This window comes from Streptomyces sp. NPDC057694 (assembly GCF_042799415.1).
GTDB lineage: Bacteria > Actinomycetota > Actinomycetes > Streptomycetales > Streptomycetaceae > Streptomyces.
Genome location: NZ_JBHVIX010000028.1, coordinates 1 through 16,590 on the forward strand (window position 1 = coordinate 1; position 16,590 = coordinate 16,590).

Sequence of the window (16,590 nt, forward strand, 5' to 3'; positions counted from 1 at the left end):
GTTCCCCGCGCCCCTGAAGGCAGCGGCTTCGCCGCTCGCCTTCATCGATGGAGGTAGCGCACGAAGTGCGCACCTCCGGGGGCGCGGGGAACTGCGCGACCAGCCCCCACCGGCCGTCAGCCGACACCCGACCCCTGCCCCCGGAAATGCGGGATCACCGTCTCGCCCCATTGCCGCAGTGTCTCCAGACAAGCCTCCTGCGGCACCGTGCCCATCTGGATCAGGCACATGATCTCGTCGGCGCCGGCCTCACGGAGGCGTTCGACGTAGGCGATGGCGTCCGCCGCCGTGCCGTAGGCGTGGTCGGCGTTGAAGGTGGCGGTGGCGCTCGGCCGGACCGGGATGTGCTGCTCGTGGAGGCGGGCCACGACCTGCTCCGCGGCGCTGCGCATCTCGGCGGCCTCGTCGGTGCCTTCGACGACGGCCTCGTCGGGGATCCCCGCACCGCCGTACCAGTGCCCGATGGACTGGGCGAAGAAGCGCTGGCCGCGGATGCCGATGCTGCGGGCCGCCTCCCGGTCGTCGAGGACGATCGTGGGGCACAGGACCGAGAAGTGGTCGTTGACGACGGAGGAGACGAAGCGCTCAGGGGTGCGGTGCGCCGTCGCCTCGTCGTAGACCCGGCGCATCTCGGCGATCGACTCCGGTCCGGCGAAGCCCATCACCAGGGCGCCCACGCCGAGTTCGGCGGCCTGGCGCAGGGTCTCCGTGCGGCTGCACGCCAGGAAGAGCGGCGGGTGCGGGGTCTGGGCGGGGCGTGGCAGGACCGGGTGCGGGTCGATGTCGAGGAGCGGGCCGTGGTGCTCCAGTTCGTCCTTCTCCCACGCCTTGCCGATGATGCGCAGCGCCTCCTCGACCTCCTGGGTCGTGCGGTCCTTGTCGACGCCGCACAGCGAGGTCTCCTGGAGCGTGCCGCCCCGCCCGGCGCCGAGGTCGAGCCGTCCGCCCGACAGCAGGTCGAGCGTGGCGGCGCGTTCGGCGACGCGGGCGGGGTGGTTGAAGTGGAACGGCATGCAGACGACGCCGTGTCCGACCCGGATGCGGGAGGTGCGGGCCGCGACCCAGGTCAGGAAGATCTCCGGCGCCGACATGTGGGCGTACCACTTGAGGGAGTGGTGCTCCACCGCCCAGATCCGGTCGAAGCCCATCTCCTCGGCGAGGACGGCCTGTTCGACACAGTCGCGGAAGAGCTGATGCTCACGGTCGACGGTGGGGTCGGCCAGCTGCGCCTCGAAGATGACGGAGAACTTCACTGTTCCTCCAAGGAGTTGGTGCTTGAGGGTGGGGCATCGCCTCCATATGACTAATAGGTATATGACGGAGCGTCAGAGATGGGAAGGGGCGGGAGGGGCGGAGTCGTCTCAGCCGGCGGCGAGCAGGCCCAGCGTGTCGACGACCCGGTTCGAGAAGCCCCACTCGTTGTCGTACCAGGCGACCACCTTGATGTGGCGGCCGTCGACGCGCGTCAGGGCGGAGTCGAAGATCGAGGACGCCGGGTTGCCCACGATGTCGGACGAGACCAGCTCCTCCTCGGAGTACTCCAGGACACCGGCGAGGGGGCCGTCGGCCGCGGCGCGGTAGGCGGCGAGGACGTCGTCGCGGGTCACGTCGCGGGCGACCGTCGTGTTGAGCTCGACGACGGAGCCGACCGGGACGGGGACGCGGATCGAGTCGCCGGACAGCTTGCCGTCGAGGTTCGGCAGGACGAGGCCGATCGCCTTGGCGGCGCCGGTCGTGGTCGGCACGATGTTGACGGCGGCGGCGCGCGCCCGGCGGGCGTCGCGGTGCGGGCCGTCCTGGAGGTTCTGCTCCTGGGTGTAGGCGTGCACGGTCGTCATGAACCCGTGCTCGATGCCCGCCAGGTCGTCGAGGACGGCGGCGAGCGGCGCCAGCGCGTTCGTGGTGCAGGAGGCGTTCGAGACGATCGTGTGCAGCGCCGGGTCGTACCCGTCGCTGTTCACCCCGTAGGCCAGGGTGATGTCGGCGCCGTCCGACGGGGCGCTGACGAGGACCTTCTTCGCGCCGGCGTCGAGGTGGGCGCGGGCGGCCTTGGCGGAGGTGAAGCGGCCGGTGGACTCCAGGACGATGTCGATGTCCAGCTCGGCCCAGGGCAGGTTGGCGGGCTCCCGCTCGGCGAGGACCTTGATGCGGTGGCCGTCGACGACGAGCGCGTCGCCGTCGGCGGTCACCGGGCGGCCGAGACGGCCCGCGGTCGAGTCGTAGGCGAGCAGCCGGGCGAGGGCGGTGGGCTCGGTGAGGTCGTTGACGGCGACGACCTCCAGCGCGGAGTCGCGCTCCAGGAGCGCGCGCAGGACGTTGCGTCCGATGCGGCCGAATCCGTTGATGGCGATGCGGGTCATGTGCGGGTCTCCCGTCGGTCCGACGGAGCCGGTGCGTGCGGGACGACCGGCCCGTCCGGGGTGGAGGTGCTGGGTCGGGACCGCCCGGCGCACGCGAGGTGCGGGGAGGCGTTCCGTGCGTCCAGCGGGAACGACTCCAGACTCGCTCGCCGCGGGCGCCGCCGACAGCGGCGGGAACGCCATGGTTCGCAAGGATCCCGCCAGCCCGGGTGGCGAGGGCCGATGGGGGGCTATTCGCCGCGGGCGAAGGTGCGCCGGTACTCGGTCGGCGTGGTGCCGAGGATCCGCTGGAAGTGCAGGCGCAGGTTCGCGCCGGTACCGAGGCCGACGTCGGCGGCGATCTGCTCGACGGCCAGCTGCGAGCGTTCGAGGAGTTCGCGGGCCAGGTCGATGCGGGCCCGCATCACCCACTGCATCGGCGTGTACCCGGTGTCCTCGACGAAGCGCCGGGAGAACGTGCGCTCGGACACCGCCGCGTGCCGTGCGAGGAGTTGCAGGGTGAGCGGGTCGCCGAGTCTGCTCAGCGCCCATTCCCGGGTGGCGGCGAACCGTTCGCCGAGCGGCTCGGGCACGCTGCGCGGCACGTACTGCGCCTGGCCGCCGCTGCGGTAGGGGGCGGCGACCAGGCGCCGGGCCGCGTGGTTGGCCGCGGCCACGCCGAGGTCGGCGCGCAGGATGTGCAGGCACAGGTCGATGCCGGAGGCGGCGCCCGCCGAGGTCAGCACGGCGCCCTCGTCGACGAAGAGGACGTTCTCGTCGATCCGGACGTGCGGGTACTGCTCGGCCAGCGCCTGCGTGTAGTGCCAGTGGGTCGTGGCCCGCCGGCCGTCGAGCAGGCCCGTCGCGGCGAGCGCGAAGGCGCCCGTGGAGATCGCGGCGAGCCGGGCGCCCCGCGCGTGGGCGGCGAGCAGCGCGTCGACGACCGCCGCGGGCGGCGCCTCCCGGTCCGGGAACCGGTATCCGGGCACGAACACGATGTCCGCCCACTCCAGCGTCTCGAGGCCGTGGGCGACGGCGTACGACAGGCCGTCACCACCGGTGACGAGGCCGGGCGCGGGACCGCACACCCGGACCTCGTACGGCATGCTGGCGCGGGTCGTGAAGACCTGTGCGGGGATTCCTACGTCGAGGGGTTTCGCCCCTTCGAGGACGAGGACGGCGACGCGGTGCAGGCGGGCGGTGGCGGACACGCGCCCGAGGTTACGGGGCGTACCCGGCCCGACGGGCGGGAGCGCGCCGCGCCGCCCCTTAGGCTGGCCCCGCCCTTCACCCCCGATGATCCCGATGCCCCTGATGTGGAGTTCACCGTGTTCGACGCCGCGCCCGCCTACCCGTACAGCGACCAGCCGCATGAGGCGCATCCGCTGCTCGCGCCCGTGCTCGGGCTGCTCGGTACCTGGCGCGGCCGGGGCCGGGGTGAATACCCCACGCTGGACAGCGACTTCACGTACGCGCAGGAGGTCACGTTCCGTCATGACGGGCGGCCCTTCCTGCACTACGAGGCCCGTGCCTGGCTGATCGACGCCGATGACGCGCCGGTGCGGCCCGCCGCCCGCGAGAGCGGCTGGTGGCGGTTGCAGCCCGACGGCCGGGTGGAGGTCCTCATCACGCAGCCGACCGGGATCGCGGAGATCATGGTCGGCGCGGTGGACGGCACGACGGTCACGCTCGCCACCGAGGACGTGGCGCTGACGCCGACCGCGAAGCGGGTCGAGGCGACCGCGCGCCGGTACACGCTCACCGATCCCGGCACCCTTGACTTCACTCACGAACTCGCCGCGGTGGGGCAGCCGTTGCAGCATCACCTGACGGCCCGGCTGCACCGCACGACGGCGTAGCCTCCGACCTCTTGCGCCCGCGTCCGCCGCGAACTTCAATGCGGACGCATGCCGACACCTCGACTCCCGCAGACCGCCTGGGCCGTGCTCGGCCTGCTCTCCTTCCCGGGCGAGCGGACCGGGTACGAGCTGAAGAAGTGGGCGGACGCCTCCCTGCGCTTCTTCTACGGAGCGCCCGCGTTCAGCCAGATCTACGCGGAGCTGCGCCGGCTCGAGGAACTCGGCTACGTCACCTCGCGGCGCTCGGGACCCGAGGAGCCGCGGGCGAAGCGGACCTACGCGATCACCGGAGAGGGCCGGGCCGCGCTCGACTCCTGGGCCGCGGACACCGACGACCCCGGTGCGGTGTCGCTCAAGCACCCGGTGCTGCTGCGGGTCTGGCTGGGGCACCTCGCCGAGCCGGAGCGGCTGTGCGCGCTCGTCGCGGAGCACATAGAGCACACCGAGGGCGAGCTGAGCGACGTACGGGAGGCGCTCGCGAAGACGGACGGGGTGGAGGCGTGGGCGCATCCGCAGATCGCGCTGCGCTGGAGCGAGCGCCGACTGGTCGCCGAAGTGGAGCTGGCGCGGGGCATGTTGGCGGATCTGCTGGCGCTCCGGCCGCGTCAACCCGTGACGGACGCGCCCACGCACGGGTGACATGGCCGGGTGCCGGTGCGGTGGGGCGGTAGGACGGTCGGCGTCCCCGTCCCGCACCGTCAGGCACCACCAGGAGCGCACCCGTCGTGAGCACCCGAGCCGTACTCGTCGCCGCCCTCGTCACCGGACTGCTCCTGGGGATCCTGGGAACCCGACCGCACGATTCCGGTCACCCGCGGCACACCGGTTCGGTCGCGGAGTCCGGCCGTTAGGCTGCGATTGCGGCTGCGGGACCTGTCACCTGGGTACGCAATCGCGTGACAGCAGAGCCGCCGTCGACGGAAGCGAGACCGCCTTGAACTTCCTCACCATCGGGCATCGCGGAGCCATGGGTGTCGAACCCGAGAACACCCTGCGATCCTTCGTCGCCGCCGAACGGGCGGGACTCGACCTCATCGAGCTGGATCTGCACCTGAGCAAGGACGGCGCGCTCGTCGTCATGCACGACGCCGACGTGGACCGCACGACGGACGGCACCGGCCCCATCGCCGAGAAGACGCTCGCCGAGCTGCGCACGCTCGACGCAGGGCGCGGTGAGCGGATCCCGGTCTTCGAAGAGGCCCTGGACGCGGTGAGCGCGCCGCTCCAGGCCGAGATCAAGACGGTCGCGGCGGCCCAGGCGCTCGCCGAGGTGATGCTGCGCCGCGATCTGGTGCACCGCGTCGAGGTGATCTCCTTCCACGACGAGGCGGTCGCGGAGATCGCGCGGCTCGTGCCGGGGGTGCGTACGGCGCTGGTCGCGAGCCGCTACGGCACCGACGTCGTCGAGCGGGCCGTGGCCGTCGGCGCCACGACCCTCGTCCTGAACATCCGCCGCCTCACCCAGGAGATCGTCGAGCACGCCCGCAAGGCGGACCTGAGGATCATCGGCTGGGTCGTGAACACCCAGGACGACCTGCGGCTGGTGCGCGCGCTCGGCCTGGACGGGGCGACCACCGACTATCCCGAGATCAAGCGGACGGGCCGATTCACCGCGTAGCCGGGACCGGGTTCAGGCCAGCGGCTTGACCAGCAGCTCGAACTGGAGGTCGGGGCGCTGGGGAACGCCGAAGCGCTCGTCGCCGTACGGGAAGGGAGTCATCTCTCCCGTGCGGCGGTAGCCGCGGCGCTCGTACCAGGCGATGAGTTCGTCGCGTACGGAGATCACCGTCATGTGCATCTCGCGCACGCCCCAGGTCTCGCGCGCCCGGCGCTCCGCCTCCGCGATGATCTGCTTGCCGAGGCCCGCGCCCTGGAGGGCCGGGCTGACGGCGAACATGCCGAAGTAGGCGGCGCTCCCCCGGTGCTCCAGCTGGCAGCAGGCGACGATCGCGCCGTCCCGCTCGACGGTGAGCAGCCGGCTGTCGGGGTCCTTGACGACCGCGAGCACGCCCTCCGGGTCGGTGCGCTGCCCCAGGAGGATGTCCGCCTCGGTGGTCCAGCCGGCCCGGCTGGTGTCCCCGCGGTAGGCCGACTCGATGAGCGACACGAGCGCGTCGGCGTCCTCGGGAACGGCGTCACGGTAGGTCAGGGCGGCGGCGGTCATGGCGGACTCTCCGGATCTCGTACGGGTGCGGGCCTGTCGGCGCCGTCGAGATTAACCCGGCCGCACTACTGTGCGTCGGCATGGTTCATGTACTGAGCAGCAGGGTTCTCGTCCAGCCCGTGGATCCCGAGCGGTCGCGGCGGTTCTACGGCGATGCGCTGGGCCTCGCCGTGTACCGCGAGTTCGGCACCGGACCCGAGCGGGGCACGGTGTACTTCCTCGGCGGCGGCTTCCTGGAGGTGTCGGGCCGCGCCGAGGAGCCGCCCGTGCCGCATCTGCGGCTGTGGCTCCAGGTGGCGGACGTACGCGGCGCGTACGAGGAGTTGGTGGCGGCCGGGGTGGAGGTGCTGCGGGAGCCGGTGCGCGAGCCGTGGGGGCTGGTCGAGATGTGGATCGCGGATCCGGACGGGCACCGCATCGTGCTCGTGGAGGTGCCCGAGGAGCATCCGATCAGGTACCGGCCGGGCATCTAAGGAACCTGACAGCGGCCCGGCGGATCTTGTCCGGTCCACCGAACGGCGTAGTCGCCGGCCCGTCGCGTTCCGGAATGTGGACATCCGTCGGGGGCGCTGACGTGCGGCGACGCGTCACAGACCGGAGGATGGCGCTGATCCGGGGATTCGGCGGCGCCGATCCGGATAGACGCAAGACCGGCACGGCCCTCGCAGTCCAGCCCAGGAGAAATCCGAGATGACCGCTCCCCGGAACACGAACGCCTCCCGTACCTCGAATGTGCCGCGGATCCTGATCGTCGGCGGCGGATTCGCCGGTATGGAGTGCGCGCACAAGCTGGAGAAGGAGCTGAAGCCCGGCGAGGCCGTGCTGAAACTCATCAGTCCGATGGACCATCAGCTGTATCTGCCACTGCTGCCGCATGTCGCGTCCGGTGTGCTGACCCCGCAGTCGGTGGCCGTCCCGCTGCGCCGGATGCTGCGGCGCACCGCGATCCTGCCGGGCGGCGCGGTCGGCGTCGACCCGCAGGCGAAGGCCGTCGTCGTACGGAAGATCAACGGCGAGGAGATCGTCGAGCGCTACGACCATCTCGTGCTGACCCCGGGCAGCGTCACCCGGCAGTTCGACATCCCCGGCGTCGACGAGCACGCGGTGGGGGTGAAGACCCTCGCCGAGGCGGCCTGGATCCGCGACCACGTGATCTCGCAGCTGGACCTCGCCGCGGCCAGCTCGGACCCGGCCGAGCGCGAGGCGCGGCTGCAGTTCGTCGTCGTGGGCGGCGGCTACGCGGGCACGGAGACGGCCGCCTACCTCCAGCGGCTGACGACGTCCGCCGTGAAGCGGTATCCGGGGCTCGACCCCAAGGACATCAAGTGGCATCTCGTGGACGTGGCACCGAAGCTGATGCCGGAGCTGGGCGACCGGCTCGGTGACAAGGCCATGGCGATCCTGGAGCGGCGCGGGCTGCACGTCTCCCTCGGGGTGTCCGTCGCCAAGGCCACCGAGTCCACCGTGACGCTGACGGACGGCCGGGAGCTGCCCTGCCACACGCTGATCTGGACGGCCGGTGTCGCCCCGAGCCCGCTGATCGCCACCCTGGGCGCGGAGACGAACCGGGGCCGGCTCGTCGTCACGCCCCAGCTGACCGTGCCGGGCCTCGACGGGGTCTACGCGCTCGGGGACGCCGCGGCCGTGCCCGACCTCGCCAAGGGCGGCGACGCGATCTGCCCGCCCACCGCGCAGCACGCGATGCGGCAGGGCTGGGCGGCGGCCCGCAATGTGCTCGCCGCCGTGCGCGGCAACCCGCTGGAGGCGTACCGGCACAAGGACCTCGGGCTCGTGGTGGACCTCGGCGGCATCCAGGCCGTCTCGAAGCCGATGGGCGTGCAGCTGACCGGGCTGCCCGCCCAAGTGGTCGCGCGCGGCTACCACTTGGGGGCGTTGCGGACGCTGACGGCCCGGTTCCGCACGGCGGCGAACTGGGGGCTGAACGCGGTCGCGGGCGACGACTTCGTGCGCACCGGGTTCCAGCGGCACCGGCCCGCCACGCTCAAGGACTTCGAGATGACGGACGCGTATCTGTCGCCGGAGGAGATCCACGCGGCGGTCAGCGCGCAGGTCGCGGGGCGGGCGATGACGCCGCAGCGGCCGGACCTGCCGATCGCGCAGCTCCCGGAGTAGCCCTTCAGGCGGATCCGTCCGGCCGCATTCCCGACAGCCTTGCGCGGCAGGCGAGTTGGAGGGCCAGGCGGGTCTCCGGATCGGTGAGGTCGGCGCCCGTGAGGTCGGTGACACGGCGGATGCGGGCGCCGACGGCGTTGCGGTGCAGGTGGAGGAGTTCGGCGGCGCGGGCCGGCGAGTTGTTGTGGTCGAGGTAGGCCTGGAGGGTGCGCAGCAGCGGCTCCGCCTTGTCCTCGCCCAACCTGAGTACGGGGGCGAGGAGTTCGCCGGTCGCCGCGTGCGCGGTGTCGGAGGCGTACCACTCCATCAGCATGCGGTCCAGGCCCGCCGCGTCGTGCGCGGTGACCGAGGTGCCGTCGGGCGGGGCCTGGAGGGCGGCGCGGGCCTCGCGGGCCGAGGTGCGCACGCCGAGGGGGCCGCGGTGCGCCGCGCCGAGCCCGCCGCGCAGTCCGGCGTCGGGGTACTGCGCGCGCAGCGCGTCGAGGGTGCGGCGGGCGAGCGCGAGAGCTGTGCGGCCGGTCTCGGGGTTCGGGGGCGCCGGGTGGGTGGCGAGCAGGACGAGGGCGTCGTCGACGAGGGCCGCGTGCCACTGGGCGGTGTCGTCGGCGGCCCGCAGCCGGGTCAGGGTGCGGGCGGCGAGGCTGTCGAGGAGGCCGTAGCGGTCGGCGGCCGCGAGGCCCGGCGCCTCGACGCGGAGCGCCGTGTGGTGGCCGTCGACGGGCAGGCCGAGGGCGCGGCCGCGCGCGGCGAGGCCGGGGGTGCGCTCCTGCGGCGCGGCGAGGAGCTCGGCGAGCAGATGGCCGCGGGAGCGCACGGGAAGGTCGCCGTGGCCGCCGCCGGCCGCCGCGAGCGCCGCCAGGGCCAGCACGCTCCGTACCGCGGTGCCCGCGTGCCCGGGGCGGTCCGGTGCCGCGAGGGTGATCTCGCCGTCGGGGCCGTGGGCGCTCGCGCCCGTCTCGCCGGGGCCCGCCGCGCGACGCTCGACCGGGACGCCGAGGATCTGCGCGGCGACGGTGGCGGCGCGCTCGGGGTCGCCCGCGGTGCGCGGCAGCCGCTGCGCGGCGTCGGCGACGCGGGCCAGCGCGTCGGCGGCCGACCCGGCCACGGCGCGGTCGACGGCGACGGCCAGCGCGGCCAGGTCGCCGGTGGCGCGCAGCACGGCGACGCGGCCGCGGTCGGCGAGGGAGCTCAGGGTGGTCAGGGCCGCGTCGTCCAGGGCGTCGGGCGCGGCGGTGTCCCGCGCCGCGAGCACCAGCGCGGCGGCCCCGGCCGCCGCCGCGTCCCGTACGGCGACGTCGAGGAGGTGGGCGGGGACCGTCGCCAGGAGGACCGCGACGGTGCCGGGCGGCACGGCGGGGAAGCGGTCGGCGCGGGTCTCAAGCCGGACGCCGGTCACGTCGACCGCGTCGAGCGGTCCTGCCAGGTGGTGCAGTCCGGTCAGGCCCGGGGCGGTGAGCAGCTCGGCGAGGTACGGCATGCCGGAAGTGTGCTCATGGCACATCACATGGCGCAACCCTGGGCCGACAGCCCATGGGACGGACGGTGCCGCTCCGTAGGCTGAGGGCATGCATCTGGACGCGGAAGCCCTCATCGACTTCGCGCGGGGCTGCGCCGTCCTCGGCTCCGGGGGCGGCGGCCCCGTCGCCGACACGCTGCCGGTCGCCGCGCAGGCGATCGAGGAGTGCGGTCCCGTGCCGGTCGTCGCGCCGGATTCGCTGGCCGACGACGCGCTGGTGCTGCCGGTCAGTCTCGTCGGGTCGCCGGCCGTCGCCGCGGAGCGGATCGGCGGGCGCGCGGAGGCGGAGCGGCTCGCGGCGCGCGTCGCCGGGCTGCACGGTCGCCCGGTGGCCGCCGTGATGTCCGGTGAGATCGGCGGGCAGAACGGCCCGTTCACCGTGGCCTGCGCGGCCCGGCTCGGGGTGCCGCTGCTCGACGCGGACTCCATCGGGCGGGCGTTCCCGCGCCTGGACCAGAACGTCCTCGAACTGGCCGGGCTCTCGCCCTCGCCCGCCGTCCTGGCCGACGAGTACGGGCGCACGGTCGTCCTCGACCACATCAACGGCGCCTACCTGGAGGAACTGGCGCGGCAGGTCGTCGCGGTGTTCGGCGGGCGCGCCGTCTCCGCGGACTATCCGCTGACCGCCGGGCAGGCCGCCCGGCACGCGGTGCGGGGTTCGGTGACGCGGGCCGTGCGGCTCGGCCGCGGCGAGGAGCCCGCCGCGCTGCTCACCGGCAAGGTCGCCGCGGTGCGCCGGCCGGGCGACGGCGCGGCCGGCGTGCTCCTGGAGGGCACCGGTGCCGACGCGGGCCGCCTGGTGCAGGTGCGGGCGCAGAGCGAGTTCGTCGCGGCGACGGAGGACGGCCGGGCGCTGGCCCTGGTGCCGGACGTCATCGCCCTGATCGACGCGCGCACCGGCTGGGCGGTGCCGGTCGAGGAGGTCAGGTACGGGCTGCGGGTACGGCTCGTGACGCTCGCGGCGGACCCGGTCTGGTACTCGCAGGCGGGGCTGCGGCTCGCGGGACCCGCGGCGTTCGGCCTGGACGGGCTGACGCACGGCCCCGGCCGGGAGGAGGCGCGGTGACCGTCACCGTCGGCGTGGACGTCGGCCCCAGCAGCACCGACGCCGTCCTGCTCGACGCCGGGCGGCCGGTGCTCGCCGTGAAGGTGCCCTCGCGGCCGGGCGACGCGGTCGGGTCGCTGGTCGGCGCCGTCACCCGGCTGCCCGCGGACCAGCGGGCCCGGGCCGGGGCGCTGGCCGTCGGGCTGCGGGTCGCCGCGCGGGCGGTGACCGGGCGGTCGGGGCTCGCGCGGGTCGGCGTCCTGCGGATCGGGGGCGCGGCCGCCGACACCGTACGTCCGCTGTTCGGCTGGCCCGAGGAACTGCGGGCCGCCGTGTGCGCGGGAGTGGCGAACGTCGCGGGCGGGACCGGGCTCGCGCCGCTGGACGGGGCGCCGCTGGACCGGGCGGCGATCGCCGCGTTCGGGGCCGAACTGGCGGGCCGCGCCGAGGCGTTCGCGGTCAGCTCCGTGTTCGCACCGGTCGACGGCGCCCAGGAGCGGGACGCGGCGCGGATCCTGCGGGCGCACGTCGGCCCGGAGGTCCCGATACTGCTGTCGGGCGCGGTCGGCGCGCTGGGCCTGGTCCAGCGGGAGAACGCCACGGTGCTCGACGCGGCGCTGAGCGTGCTCGTGGCGCGGGTCGCCGACGAGCTGACCGCCGCGACTCCCGGTCTCGGTCTCGCGCCGGACGCCGACGTCCTGGTCACCCGGCACGACGGCACCCTGATGAGCCTCGACTATCTGCGCCGGCAGCCAGGGCTCAGCCTCGGCTCGGGTCCCGCCTGCACCCTGCGCGGCGCCGGGCTGCTGGCCGGCCTGCGGGCCGCGGTCGTCGTCGACGTGGGTGAACGCCGGGCCCGGGTGGGCGTGTTGAGCGGCGGCTATCCCCGGGAGGCCGCGCCCGGTGAGCGCATCGGCGGCGTCCCGGTGAGCCTGCGCTTCCCCGACCTGCTCACGGTGGACGCGGACGACCACCGCGGCATCGCCGAGGCCGCCGACCGGATGCAGCCCGCCGCGGACCGGCTCCCGGTGGTCCTGGTCGGCGGCGGAGCGCCCCGGGTGCCGGACGCCGCACTGGCCGGCTTCGACGTCGTACGTCCCGGACACGGCGATGTGGCGGGCGCGTTCGGCGCCGCGGCCTCGCCGGTCGGCGGCGGCGCGGAGCGGATCGTGCACCGCTCCGACGCGCTGGACGCCGTACGCGACGAGGTGCGGGAACTGGCGCGGGCCAGCGCGGTGCGTGCCGGGGCCGATCCGCGGCGGGTGCGCACGGTGCTCGACCCCGAGGAGTTCGTGCCGTACCTGCCGGGGGCCGTGCTGCTGCGGGCCCGCGCGTTCGGCCCGCCCTCACCGCTCTGACCTGCTCCTGCATCAACTCTCCCGACCCACACGGCGGTTCGTGTCGCGCCGCCGTGCTCCCCTCCCCTGCCCTCCTCCCTCAAGGACTGTCCCCATGACGAACGCAGTGACGGCGCCCGCGGCGGCGCCACATACCGGTGCCGAGGCGGGCACCGACGAGGACTACCCGCTCGAACGGGTGCCGCGGTCCGCCCGGTACTCGTGGTTCAACGTGGCCGTGCAGCGCTTCGGCCAGCTGTCCGACCTCACCCAGTTCCTGCTCGGCGCGACGCTCGGCGCGGGCCTGTCGTTCTGGGGCGCGTTCTGGGCGTTCACGCTCGGCTCGGTGATCCTGGAGGTCGTCTGCGTCTTCGTCGGCATCGCCGGGATGCGCGAGGGTCTGTCGACGTCGGTGCTGGTGCGCTGGACGGGCTTCGGACGGTACGGGTCGACGCTGATCGGACTCGTCATCGCGGTGAGCCTGTTCGGCTGGTTCGGGGTGCAGACGGCCGTGTTCGCGGCGGGCCTGCAGGCGATCGTGCCGTCGGTCCCGCTGTGGGCCTGGTGCCTGATCTGCGGGCTCGGGGTGACCGCGCTGACGCTGCAGGGGTTCAAGGCGATGGGCTGGACGGCGTTCGTCACCGTGCCGGCGTTCCTCGGGCTCGCGGGCTGGGCGATGACGGTGGAGATATCCCGGCACAGCTTCACCGACCTGGTCGGCTCCGCGCCGTTCGGGGCACACATCTCCATCGCCACGGGCGCCACGATCGTCGCGGGCTCGTACATCGTGGGCGCGGTGACGACGCCCGACATGACGCGCTTCAACCGCTCGACCGGCGACGTCGTCAAGCAGACCCTCGTCGGGATCTCCCTGGGCGAGTACGTGCTCGGTCTCGCCGGTGTGCTGCTCGCGTACGCGGTGAAGACGTCCGACCTGATCGCGATCATCACGTCCAGCTCGGGCGTGGTCGGGGTGATCGTGCTGGTCTCCGCCACCCTGAAGATCAACAACTGGAATCTCTACTCGTCGGCGCTGGGCCTGATCAACGCCGTGGAGTCGCTGTTCAAGGTGCGGCTCGGGCGGGTCACGACGACGGTGACGATCGGCGTGCTCGGTTCGCTCGCGGCGGCCGCCGGAATCCTGGACCACTTCACGGACTTCCTGACGGTCCTCGGGGTCCTCACCCCGCCCGTCGCCGGAATCATGGTGGCCGAGTACTTCGTGGTGAAGAAGTGGCGGCCGCAGCTGGACGCCTCGCGACGCGTCGGACGGCTGCCGGAAACCGAACCGTCATGGGTTCCCGCCACCATCGCTCTGTGGGTGCTCGCCTCTCTTGTCGGCTGGCTCGCGGACCGGTACCAGTGGTGGGGCATCCCCGCCCTCGACTCACTGGTCCTGGCGGGCCTGGGATACGTCGTGCTCGGCCGGCTCGGTCTGGTCCGCGGCGCCCGTGAACTGCCCGTCACTCAGCCCCTGCGCCCGGCTGCACAGATAGAGGCCGAGGCCGCGCTCTGACCCCGCGGCCCGCCTCGCCTCCCCCACCCCTCGAAGAAAGCAGCAGCATGCGCATCGGTATCGACGTCGGCGGAACCAACACCGACGCAGCCCTCCTCGGCGACGACGACCGGGTGATCTCGGCCGCCAAGTCGCCGACGACACCGGACATCACCTCCGGCGTGACGGCGGCGATCCGGGACCTCGACCCACCCGTGGACCAGGTCACCGCGGTCATGATCGGCACCACTCACTTCCTCAACGCCCTGATCGAGGGCGCCCGGCTCGCGCCCGTCGCGGCGGTCCGGCTCGGTCTGCCCGCGACGGCGGCCCTGCCGCCGATGACGGACTGGCCCGAGCGGCAGCGCGCCGCGGTCGGCGGGCACGGCTACCTGTGCCACGGCGGCCGGGAGTACGACGGCCGCCCGCTGTCCCCGCTCGACCCCGACGAGCTGAAGCGGACCGCGGCGGACATCGCGGCCAAGGAGCTCGGCTCGGTGGCGATCTCCTCGGTGTTCTCACCGGTCGCCGAGGACGACGAGCGGCGGGCCGCCGACATCCTGCGCGGTGAGCTCGGCCCCGGCGTGCACATCTCGCTCTCGCACGAGCTGGGCCGCATCGGGCTCCTCGCCCGGGAGAACGCCACGATCATCAACGCGGCACTGCGGGACCTCGCGGCGCAGATCGTGGAGTCGTTCGGCAAGGCACTGGCGGAGGTGTCGATCACGGCGCCGTTCTTCCTGTCGCAGAACGACGGCACGCTGATGGACGTGGACTTCGCGCGGACGTATCCGGTGGCGACGTTCGCCTCGGGGCCGACGAACTCGATGCGCGGGGCGGCGTTCCTGTCCGGGCTCGGGGACTGCGCGGTCGTCGACGTCGGCGGCACCACGGCGGACGTCGGCATCCTCCAGGGCGGCTTCCCACGCGAGGCGGCCGGCGAGAGCGAGGCGGCGGGCATCCGGACCAACTTCCGTATCCCCGACGTCCTTTCACTGGGCATCGGCGGCGGCTCGCTGGTCGCGGCGGACGGCGGGACGGGCCCGCGCTCGGTCGGCTACCGGCTCACCGAGGAGGCCCTGGTGTTCGGCGGGTCCACGCTCACGGCGACGGACCTGGCCGTGGCGGCGGGCCGCGCCGACATCGGCGACCGGGCCCGTGTCGCCCACCTGGACCGGGAGTTCGTCGACCGGTCGCTCGCCCGCATCGCGGAGCGGCTCGCGGAGAGCGTCGACCGGATGCGGACCTCGGCGGCGCCGCTGCCGGTGGTCGCGGTCGGCGGCGGCTCGGTGCTCGTCCCGGAGGTCCTGCCCGGCTTCGACGACGTACGGCTGCCGGGGAACTTCGGCGTCGCGAACGCGGTCGGCGCGGCCATCGCCCAGGTCGGCGGCGAGGTCGACCGGGTCTTCCAGGTGCCCGACGGCAAGCGTGCGTCGGTCCTCGCCCAGGCCCGGGAAGAAGCTGTCGGGCGGGCCGAGGAGGCGGGCGCGCGGCGCGGCAGCGTGCGCGTCGTCGACATCGAGGAGGTGCCGCTCGCCTATCTGCCGGGCGGCGCGACGCGGATCCGCGTGAAGGCGGTCGGCGACCTCGACCTGAACCACATCAAGACCGGAGCGACGGCCCATGCGTGAGATCACCCTCGACAACCTGGACGACATCGCGCGCGGTGCCGGGATCCTCGGCACCGGTGGCGGCGGTGACCCGTACATCGGCAAGCTGCTGGCCCGCGAGGCGATCCGGCGGCACGGTCCGGTGCGGGTCGTGGACATCGACGAGGTCCCGGCGGACGCGACGGTGGTGCCGATCTCCGGCATGGGCGCCCCGACGGTGCTCCTGGAGCGGGTGCCGAACGGCGGCGAGGAGCTGGCCGCGCTGCGCGCCCTGGAGAAGCACATCGGGCGTCCCGCGACGCATCTCGCGCCCATCGAGATCGGCGGCGTCAACTCGATGCTGCCGATCGCGTGCGCGGCCCAGGCGGGCCTGCCGATCGTGGACGGCGACGCGATGGGCCGGGCGTTCCCGGAGGCGCAGATGGTGCTGCCGGGCCTCATCGGGGTGACGAACTCGCCGATGGCGCTCGCCGACGACAAGGGCAACACGATCATCGTGGACGCCGTCGACAACCATGCCGCGGAGACCATCGCCCGGGCCGTGTGCGTGGAGCGGGGCTGCCAGATCTCCTGCGCGGACACCGTCCTGCGCGGCGATCAGCTCGCCGACGGCCTGGTCCCGGCCACCCTCACGCTGGCCGAACGGCTCGGCGCCGCCGTCCGTACGGCGCGCGCCGAGCACAGCGATCCGGTGGGCGCGGCCCGCACGATGCTCGACGGCATCCCGCTCCTCACCGGCAAGGTGGTCGACGTGTCGCGGCGCACCGAGGGCGGTTTCGCGCGCGGCCGCGCGGTGATCGAGGGCATCACGGACGACGCGGGCCGCACGCTCGAACTGGACTTCCAGAACGAGCACCTGCTGGCCACCCGGGACGGCGCGACCGTCGCGACGACCCCGGACCTGATCTGCGTCCTGGACAGCGAGACGGGCGAGCCGGTCACCACCGAGGGGCTGCGCTACGGCCTGCGGGTGAGTGTCCTCGCGGCGCGCTGCGACCCGCGCTGGACGTCCCCGGGCGGTCTGGCGCTGGCCGGTCCGCGCTACTTCGGGTACGAGGTGGACTACCTGCCGTTCGGCGGCTGAGCCGCGAC

General features: G+C 73.8%; 16 protein-coding genes. 11 read left to right on the forward strand and 5 right to left on the reverse strand.

Annotated features, from left to right (window positions below):
• Nucleotides 1–116: 116 nt before the first annotated feature.
• From ACFVDP_RS37240 to ACFVDP_RS37250, 3 genes are all read right to left on the reverse strand, one after another.
• Nucleotides 117–1,253, reverse strand: coding sequence for an LLM class flavin-dependent oxidoreductase (locus ACFVDP_RS37240; RefSeq protein ID WP_383499889.1), 1,137 nt, complete (start codon nt 1,251–1,253; stop codon nt 117–119).
• A gap of 108 nt (nt 1,254–1,361) precedes the next feature.
• The gene (gene gap / locus ACFVDP_RS37245) at nt 1,362–2,360 is read right to left on the reverse strand and encodes a type I glyceraldehyde-3-phosphate dehydrogenase (RefSeq protein WP_383499892.1); all 999 of its coding nucleotides are present in this window, start codon (nt 2,358–2,360) and stop codon (nt 1,362–1,364) included.
• A gap of 230 nt (nt 2,361–2,590) precedes the next feature.
• Complete coding sequence (locus ACFVDP_RS37250) at nt 2,591–3,550, reverse strand: GlxA family transcriptional regulator (RefSeq protein ID WP_383499895.1); 960 nt, start codon at nt 3,548–3,550, stop codon at nt 2,591–2,593.
• 117 nt (nt 3,551–3,667) lie between these two features.
• Between ACFVDP_RS37250 and ACFVDP_RS37255 the strand changes: the two genes are divergently transcribed.
• The 4 genes from ACFVDP_RS37255 (at nt 3,668) to ACFVDP_RS37270 (ending at nt 5,816) form a co-directional block, all read left to right on the forward strand.
• Nucleotides 3,668–4,198 (forward strand): FABP family protein, encoded by a 531-nt coding sequence (locus ACFVDP_RS37255; RefSeq protein WP_383500182.1) that lies wholly within the window; start codon nt 3,668–3,670, stop codon nt 4,196–4,198.
• 48 nt (nt 4,199–4,246) lie between these two features.
• Nucleotides 4,247–4,837, forward strand: a complete 591-nt coding sequence (locus ACFVDP_RS37260) for a PadR family transcriptional regulator (protein WP_383499898.1) — start codon at nt 4,247–4,249, stop codon at nt 4,835–4,837.
• A gap of 86 nt (nt 4,838–4,923) precedes the next feature.
• Nucleotides 4,924–5,049, forward strand: a complete 126-nt coding sequence (locus ACFVDP_RS37265; RefSeq protein WP_383499901.1) for a hypothetical protein — start codon at nt 4,924–4,926, stop codon at nt 5,047–5,049.
• Between the two features lie 83 nt (nt 5,050–5,132).
• Complete coding sequence (locus tag ACFVDP_RS37270) at nt 5,133–5,816, forward strand: glycerophosphodiester phosphodiesterase (protein ID WP_383499903.1); 684 nt, start codon at nt 5,133–5,135, stop codon at nt 5,814–5,816.
• A gap of 12 nt (nt 5,817–5,828) precedes the next feature.
• On the opposite strand, the gene ACFVDP_RS37275 is transcribed toward ACFVDP_RS37270, so the two are convergent.
• Nucleotides 5,829–6,362: a GNAT family N-acetyltransferase gene (locus ACFVDP_RS37275; RefSeq protein ID WP_383499906.1), complete on the reverse strand. Its 534-nt coding sequence runs from the start codon at nt 6,360–6,362 to the stop codon at nt 5,829–5,831.
• 80 nt (nt 6,363–6,442) lie between these two features.
• Between ACFVDP_RS37275 and ACFVDP_RS37280 the strand changes: the two genes are divergently transcribed.
• A complete protein-coding gene (locus tag ACFVDP_RS37280) occupies nt 6,443–6,835 on the forward strand; it encodes a VOC family protein (RefSeq protein WP_383499909.1) in 393 nt (130 codons plus the stop codon).
• Between the two features lie 217 nt (nt 6,836–7,052).
• A complete protein-coding gene (locus ACFVDP_RS37285) occupies nt 7,053–8,495 on the forward strand; it encodes an NAD(P)/FAD-dependent oxidoreductase (protein WP_383499912.1) in 1,443 nt (480 codons plus the stop codon).
• Between the two features lie 4 nt (nt 8,496–8,499).
• On the opposite strand, the gene ACFVDP_RS37290 is transcribed toward ACFVDP_RS37285, so the two are convergent.
• A complete protein-coding gene (locus ACFVDP_RS37290) occupies nt 8,500–9,972 on the reverse strand; it encodes a PucR family transcriptional regulator (protein ID WP_383499914.1) in 1,473 nt (490 codons plus the stop codon).
• An 88-nt stretch (nt 9,973–10,060) separates the two neighbouring features.
• Here ACFVDP_RS37290 and ACFVDP_RS37295 point away from each other — a divergent pair, with 88 nt between their 5' ends.
• The 5 genes from ACFVDP_RS37295 (at nt 10,061) to ACFVDP_RS37315 (ending at nt 16,582) form a co-directional block, all read left to right on the forward strand.
• Nucleotides 10,061–11,077, forward strand: a complete 1,017-nt coding sequence (locus ACFVDP_RS37295; RefSeq protein WP_383499917.1) for a DUF917 domain-containing protein — start codon at nt 10,061–10,063, stop codon at nt 11,075–11,077.
• Nucleotides 11,074–12,414, forward strand: a complete 1,341-nt coding sequence (locus tag ACFVDP_RS37300; RefSeq protein ID WP_383499920.1) for a hydantoinase/oxoprolinase N-terminal domain-containing protein — start codon at nt 11,074–11,076, stop codon at nt 12,412–12,414. The genes ACFVDP_RS37295 and ACFVDP_RS37300 overlap by 4 nt, the downstream gene beginning before the upstream one ends.
• Before the next feature lie 94 nt (nt 12,415–12,508).
• Nucleotides 12,509–13,909: a purine-cytosine permease family protein gene (locus ACFVDP_RS37305; protein ID WP_383499923.1), complete on the forward strand. Its 1,401-nt coding sequence runs from the start codon at nt 12,509–12,511 to the stop codon at nt 13,907–13,909.
• Nucleotides 13,910–13,956: 47 nt separating this feature from the next.
• The gene (locus ACFVDP_RS37310; RefSeq protein WP_383499926.1) at nt 13,957–15,519 is read left to right on the forward strand and encodes a hydantoinase/oxoprolinase N-terminal domain-containing protein; all 1,563 of its coding nucleotides are present in this window, start codon (nt 13,957–13,959) and stop codon (nt 15,517–15,519) included.
• Entirely contained in the window at nt 15,512–16,582 is a 1,071-nt protein-coding gene (locus ACFVDP_RS37315) for a DUF917 domain-containing protein (protein WP_383499929.1), read from the forward strand. Before ACFVDP_RS37310 ends, ACFVDP_RS37315 begins: the two co-directional genes overlap by 8 nt.
• Nucleotides 16,583–16,590: the final 8 nt, after the last annotated feature.

What these genes read in the sequence shown, in the direction of transcription:
- gap (WP_383499892.1), bottom strand. Translation starts at nt 2,360, where the DNA reads ATGACCCGCATCGCCATCAACGGATTCGGCCGCATCGGACGCAACGTC.
- ACFVDP_RS37315 (WP_383499929.1), top strand. Translation starts at nt 15,512, where the DNA reads ATGCGTGAGATCACCCTCGACAACCTGGACGACATCGCGCGCGGTGCC.
- ACFVDP_RS37290 (WP_383499914.1), bottom strand. Translation starts at nt 9,972, where the DNA reads ATGCCGTACCTCGCCGAGCTGCTCACCGCCCCGGGCCTGACCGGACTG.
- ACFVDP_RS37295 (WP_383499917.1), top strand. Translation starts at nt 10,061, where the DNA reads ATGCATCTGGACGCGGAAGCCCTCATCGACTTCGCGCGGGGCTGCGCC.
- ACFVDP_RS37305 (WP_383499923.1), top strand. Translation starts at nt 12,509, where the DNA reads ATGACGAACGCAGTGACGGCGCCCGCGGCGGCGCCACATACCGGTGCC.
- ACFVDP_RS37260 (WP_383499898.1), top strand. Translation starts at nt 4,247, where the DNA reads ATGCCGACACCTCGACTCCCGCAGACCGCCTGGGCCGTGCTCGGCCTG.
- ACFVDP_RS37310 (WP_383499926.1), top strand. Translation starts at nt 13,957, where the DNA reads ATGCGCATCGGTATCGACGTCGGCGGAACCAACACCGACGCAGCCCTC.
- ACFVDP_RS37280 (WP_383499909.1), top strand. Translation starts at nt 6,443, where the DNA reads ATGGTTCATGTACTGAGCAGCAGGGTTCTCGTCCAGCCCGTGGATCCC.
- ACFVDP_RS37285 (WP_383499912.1), top strand. Translation starts at nt 7,053, where the DNA reads ATGACCGCTCCCCGGAACACGAACGCCTCCCGTACCTCGAATGTGCCG.
- ACFVDP_RS37275 (WP_383499906.1), bottom strand. Translation starts at nt 6,362, where the DNA reads ATGACCGCCGCCGCCCTGACCTACCGTGACGCCGTTCCCGAGGACGCC.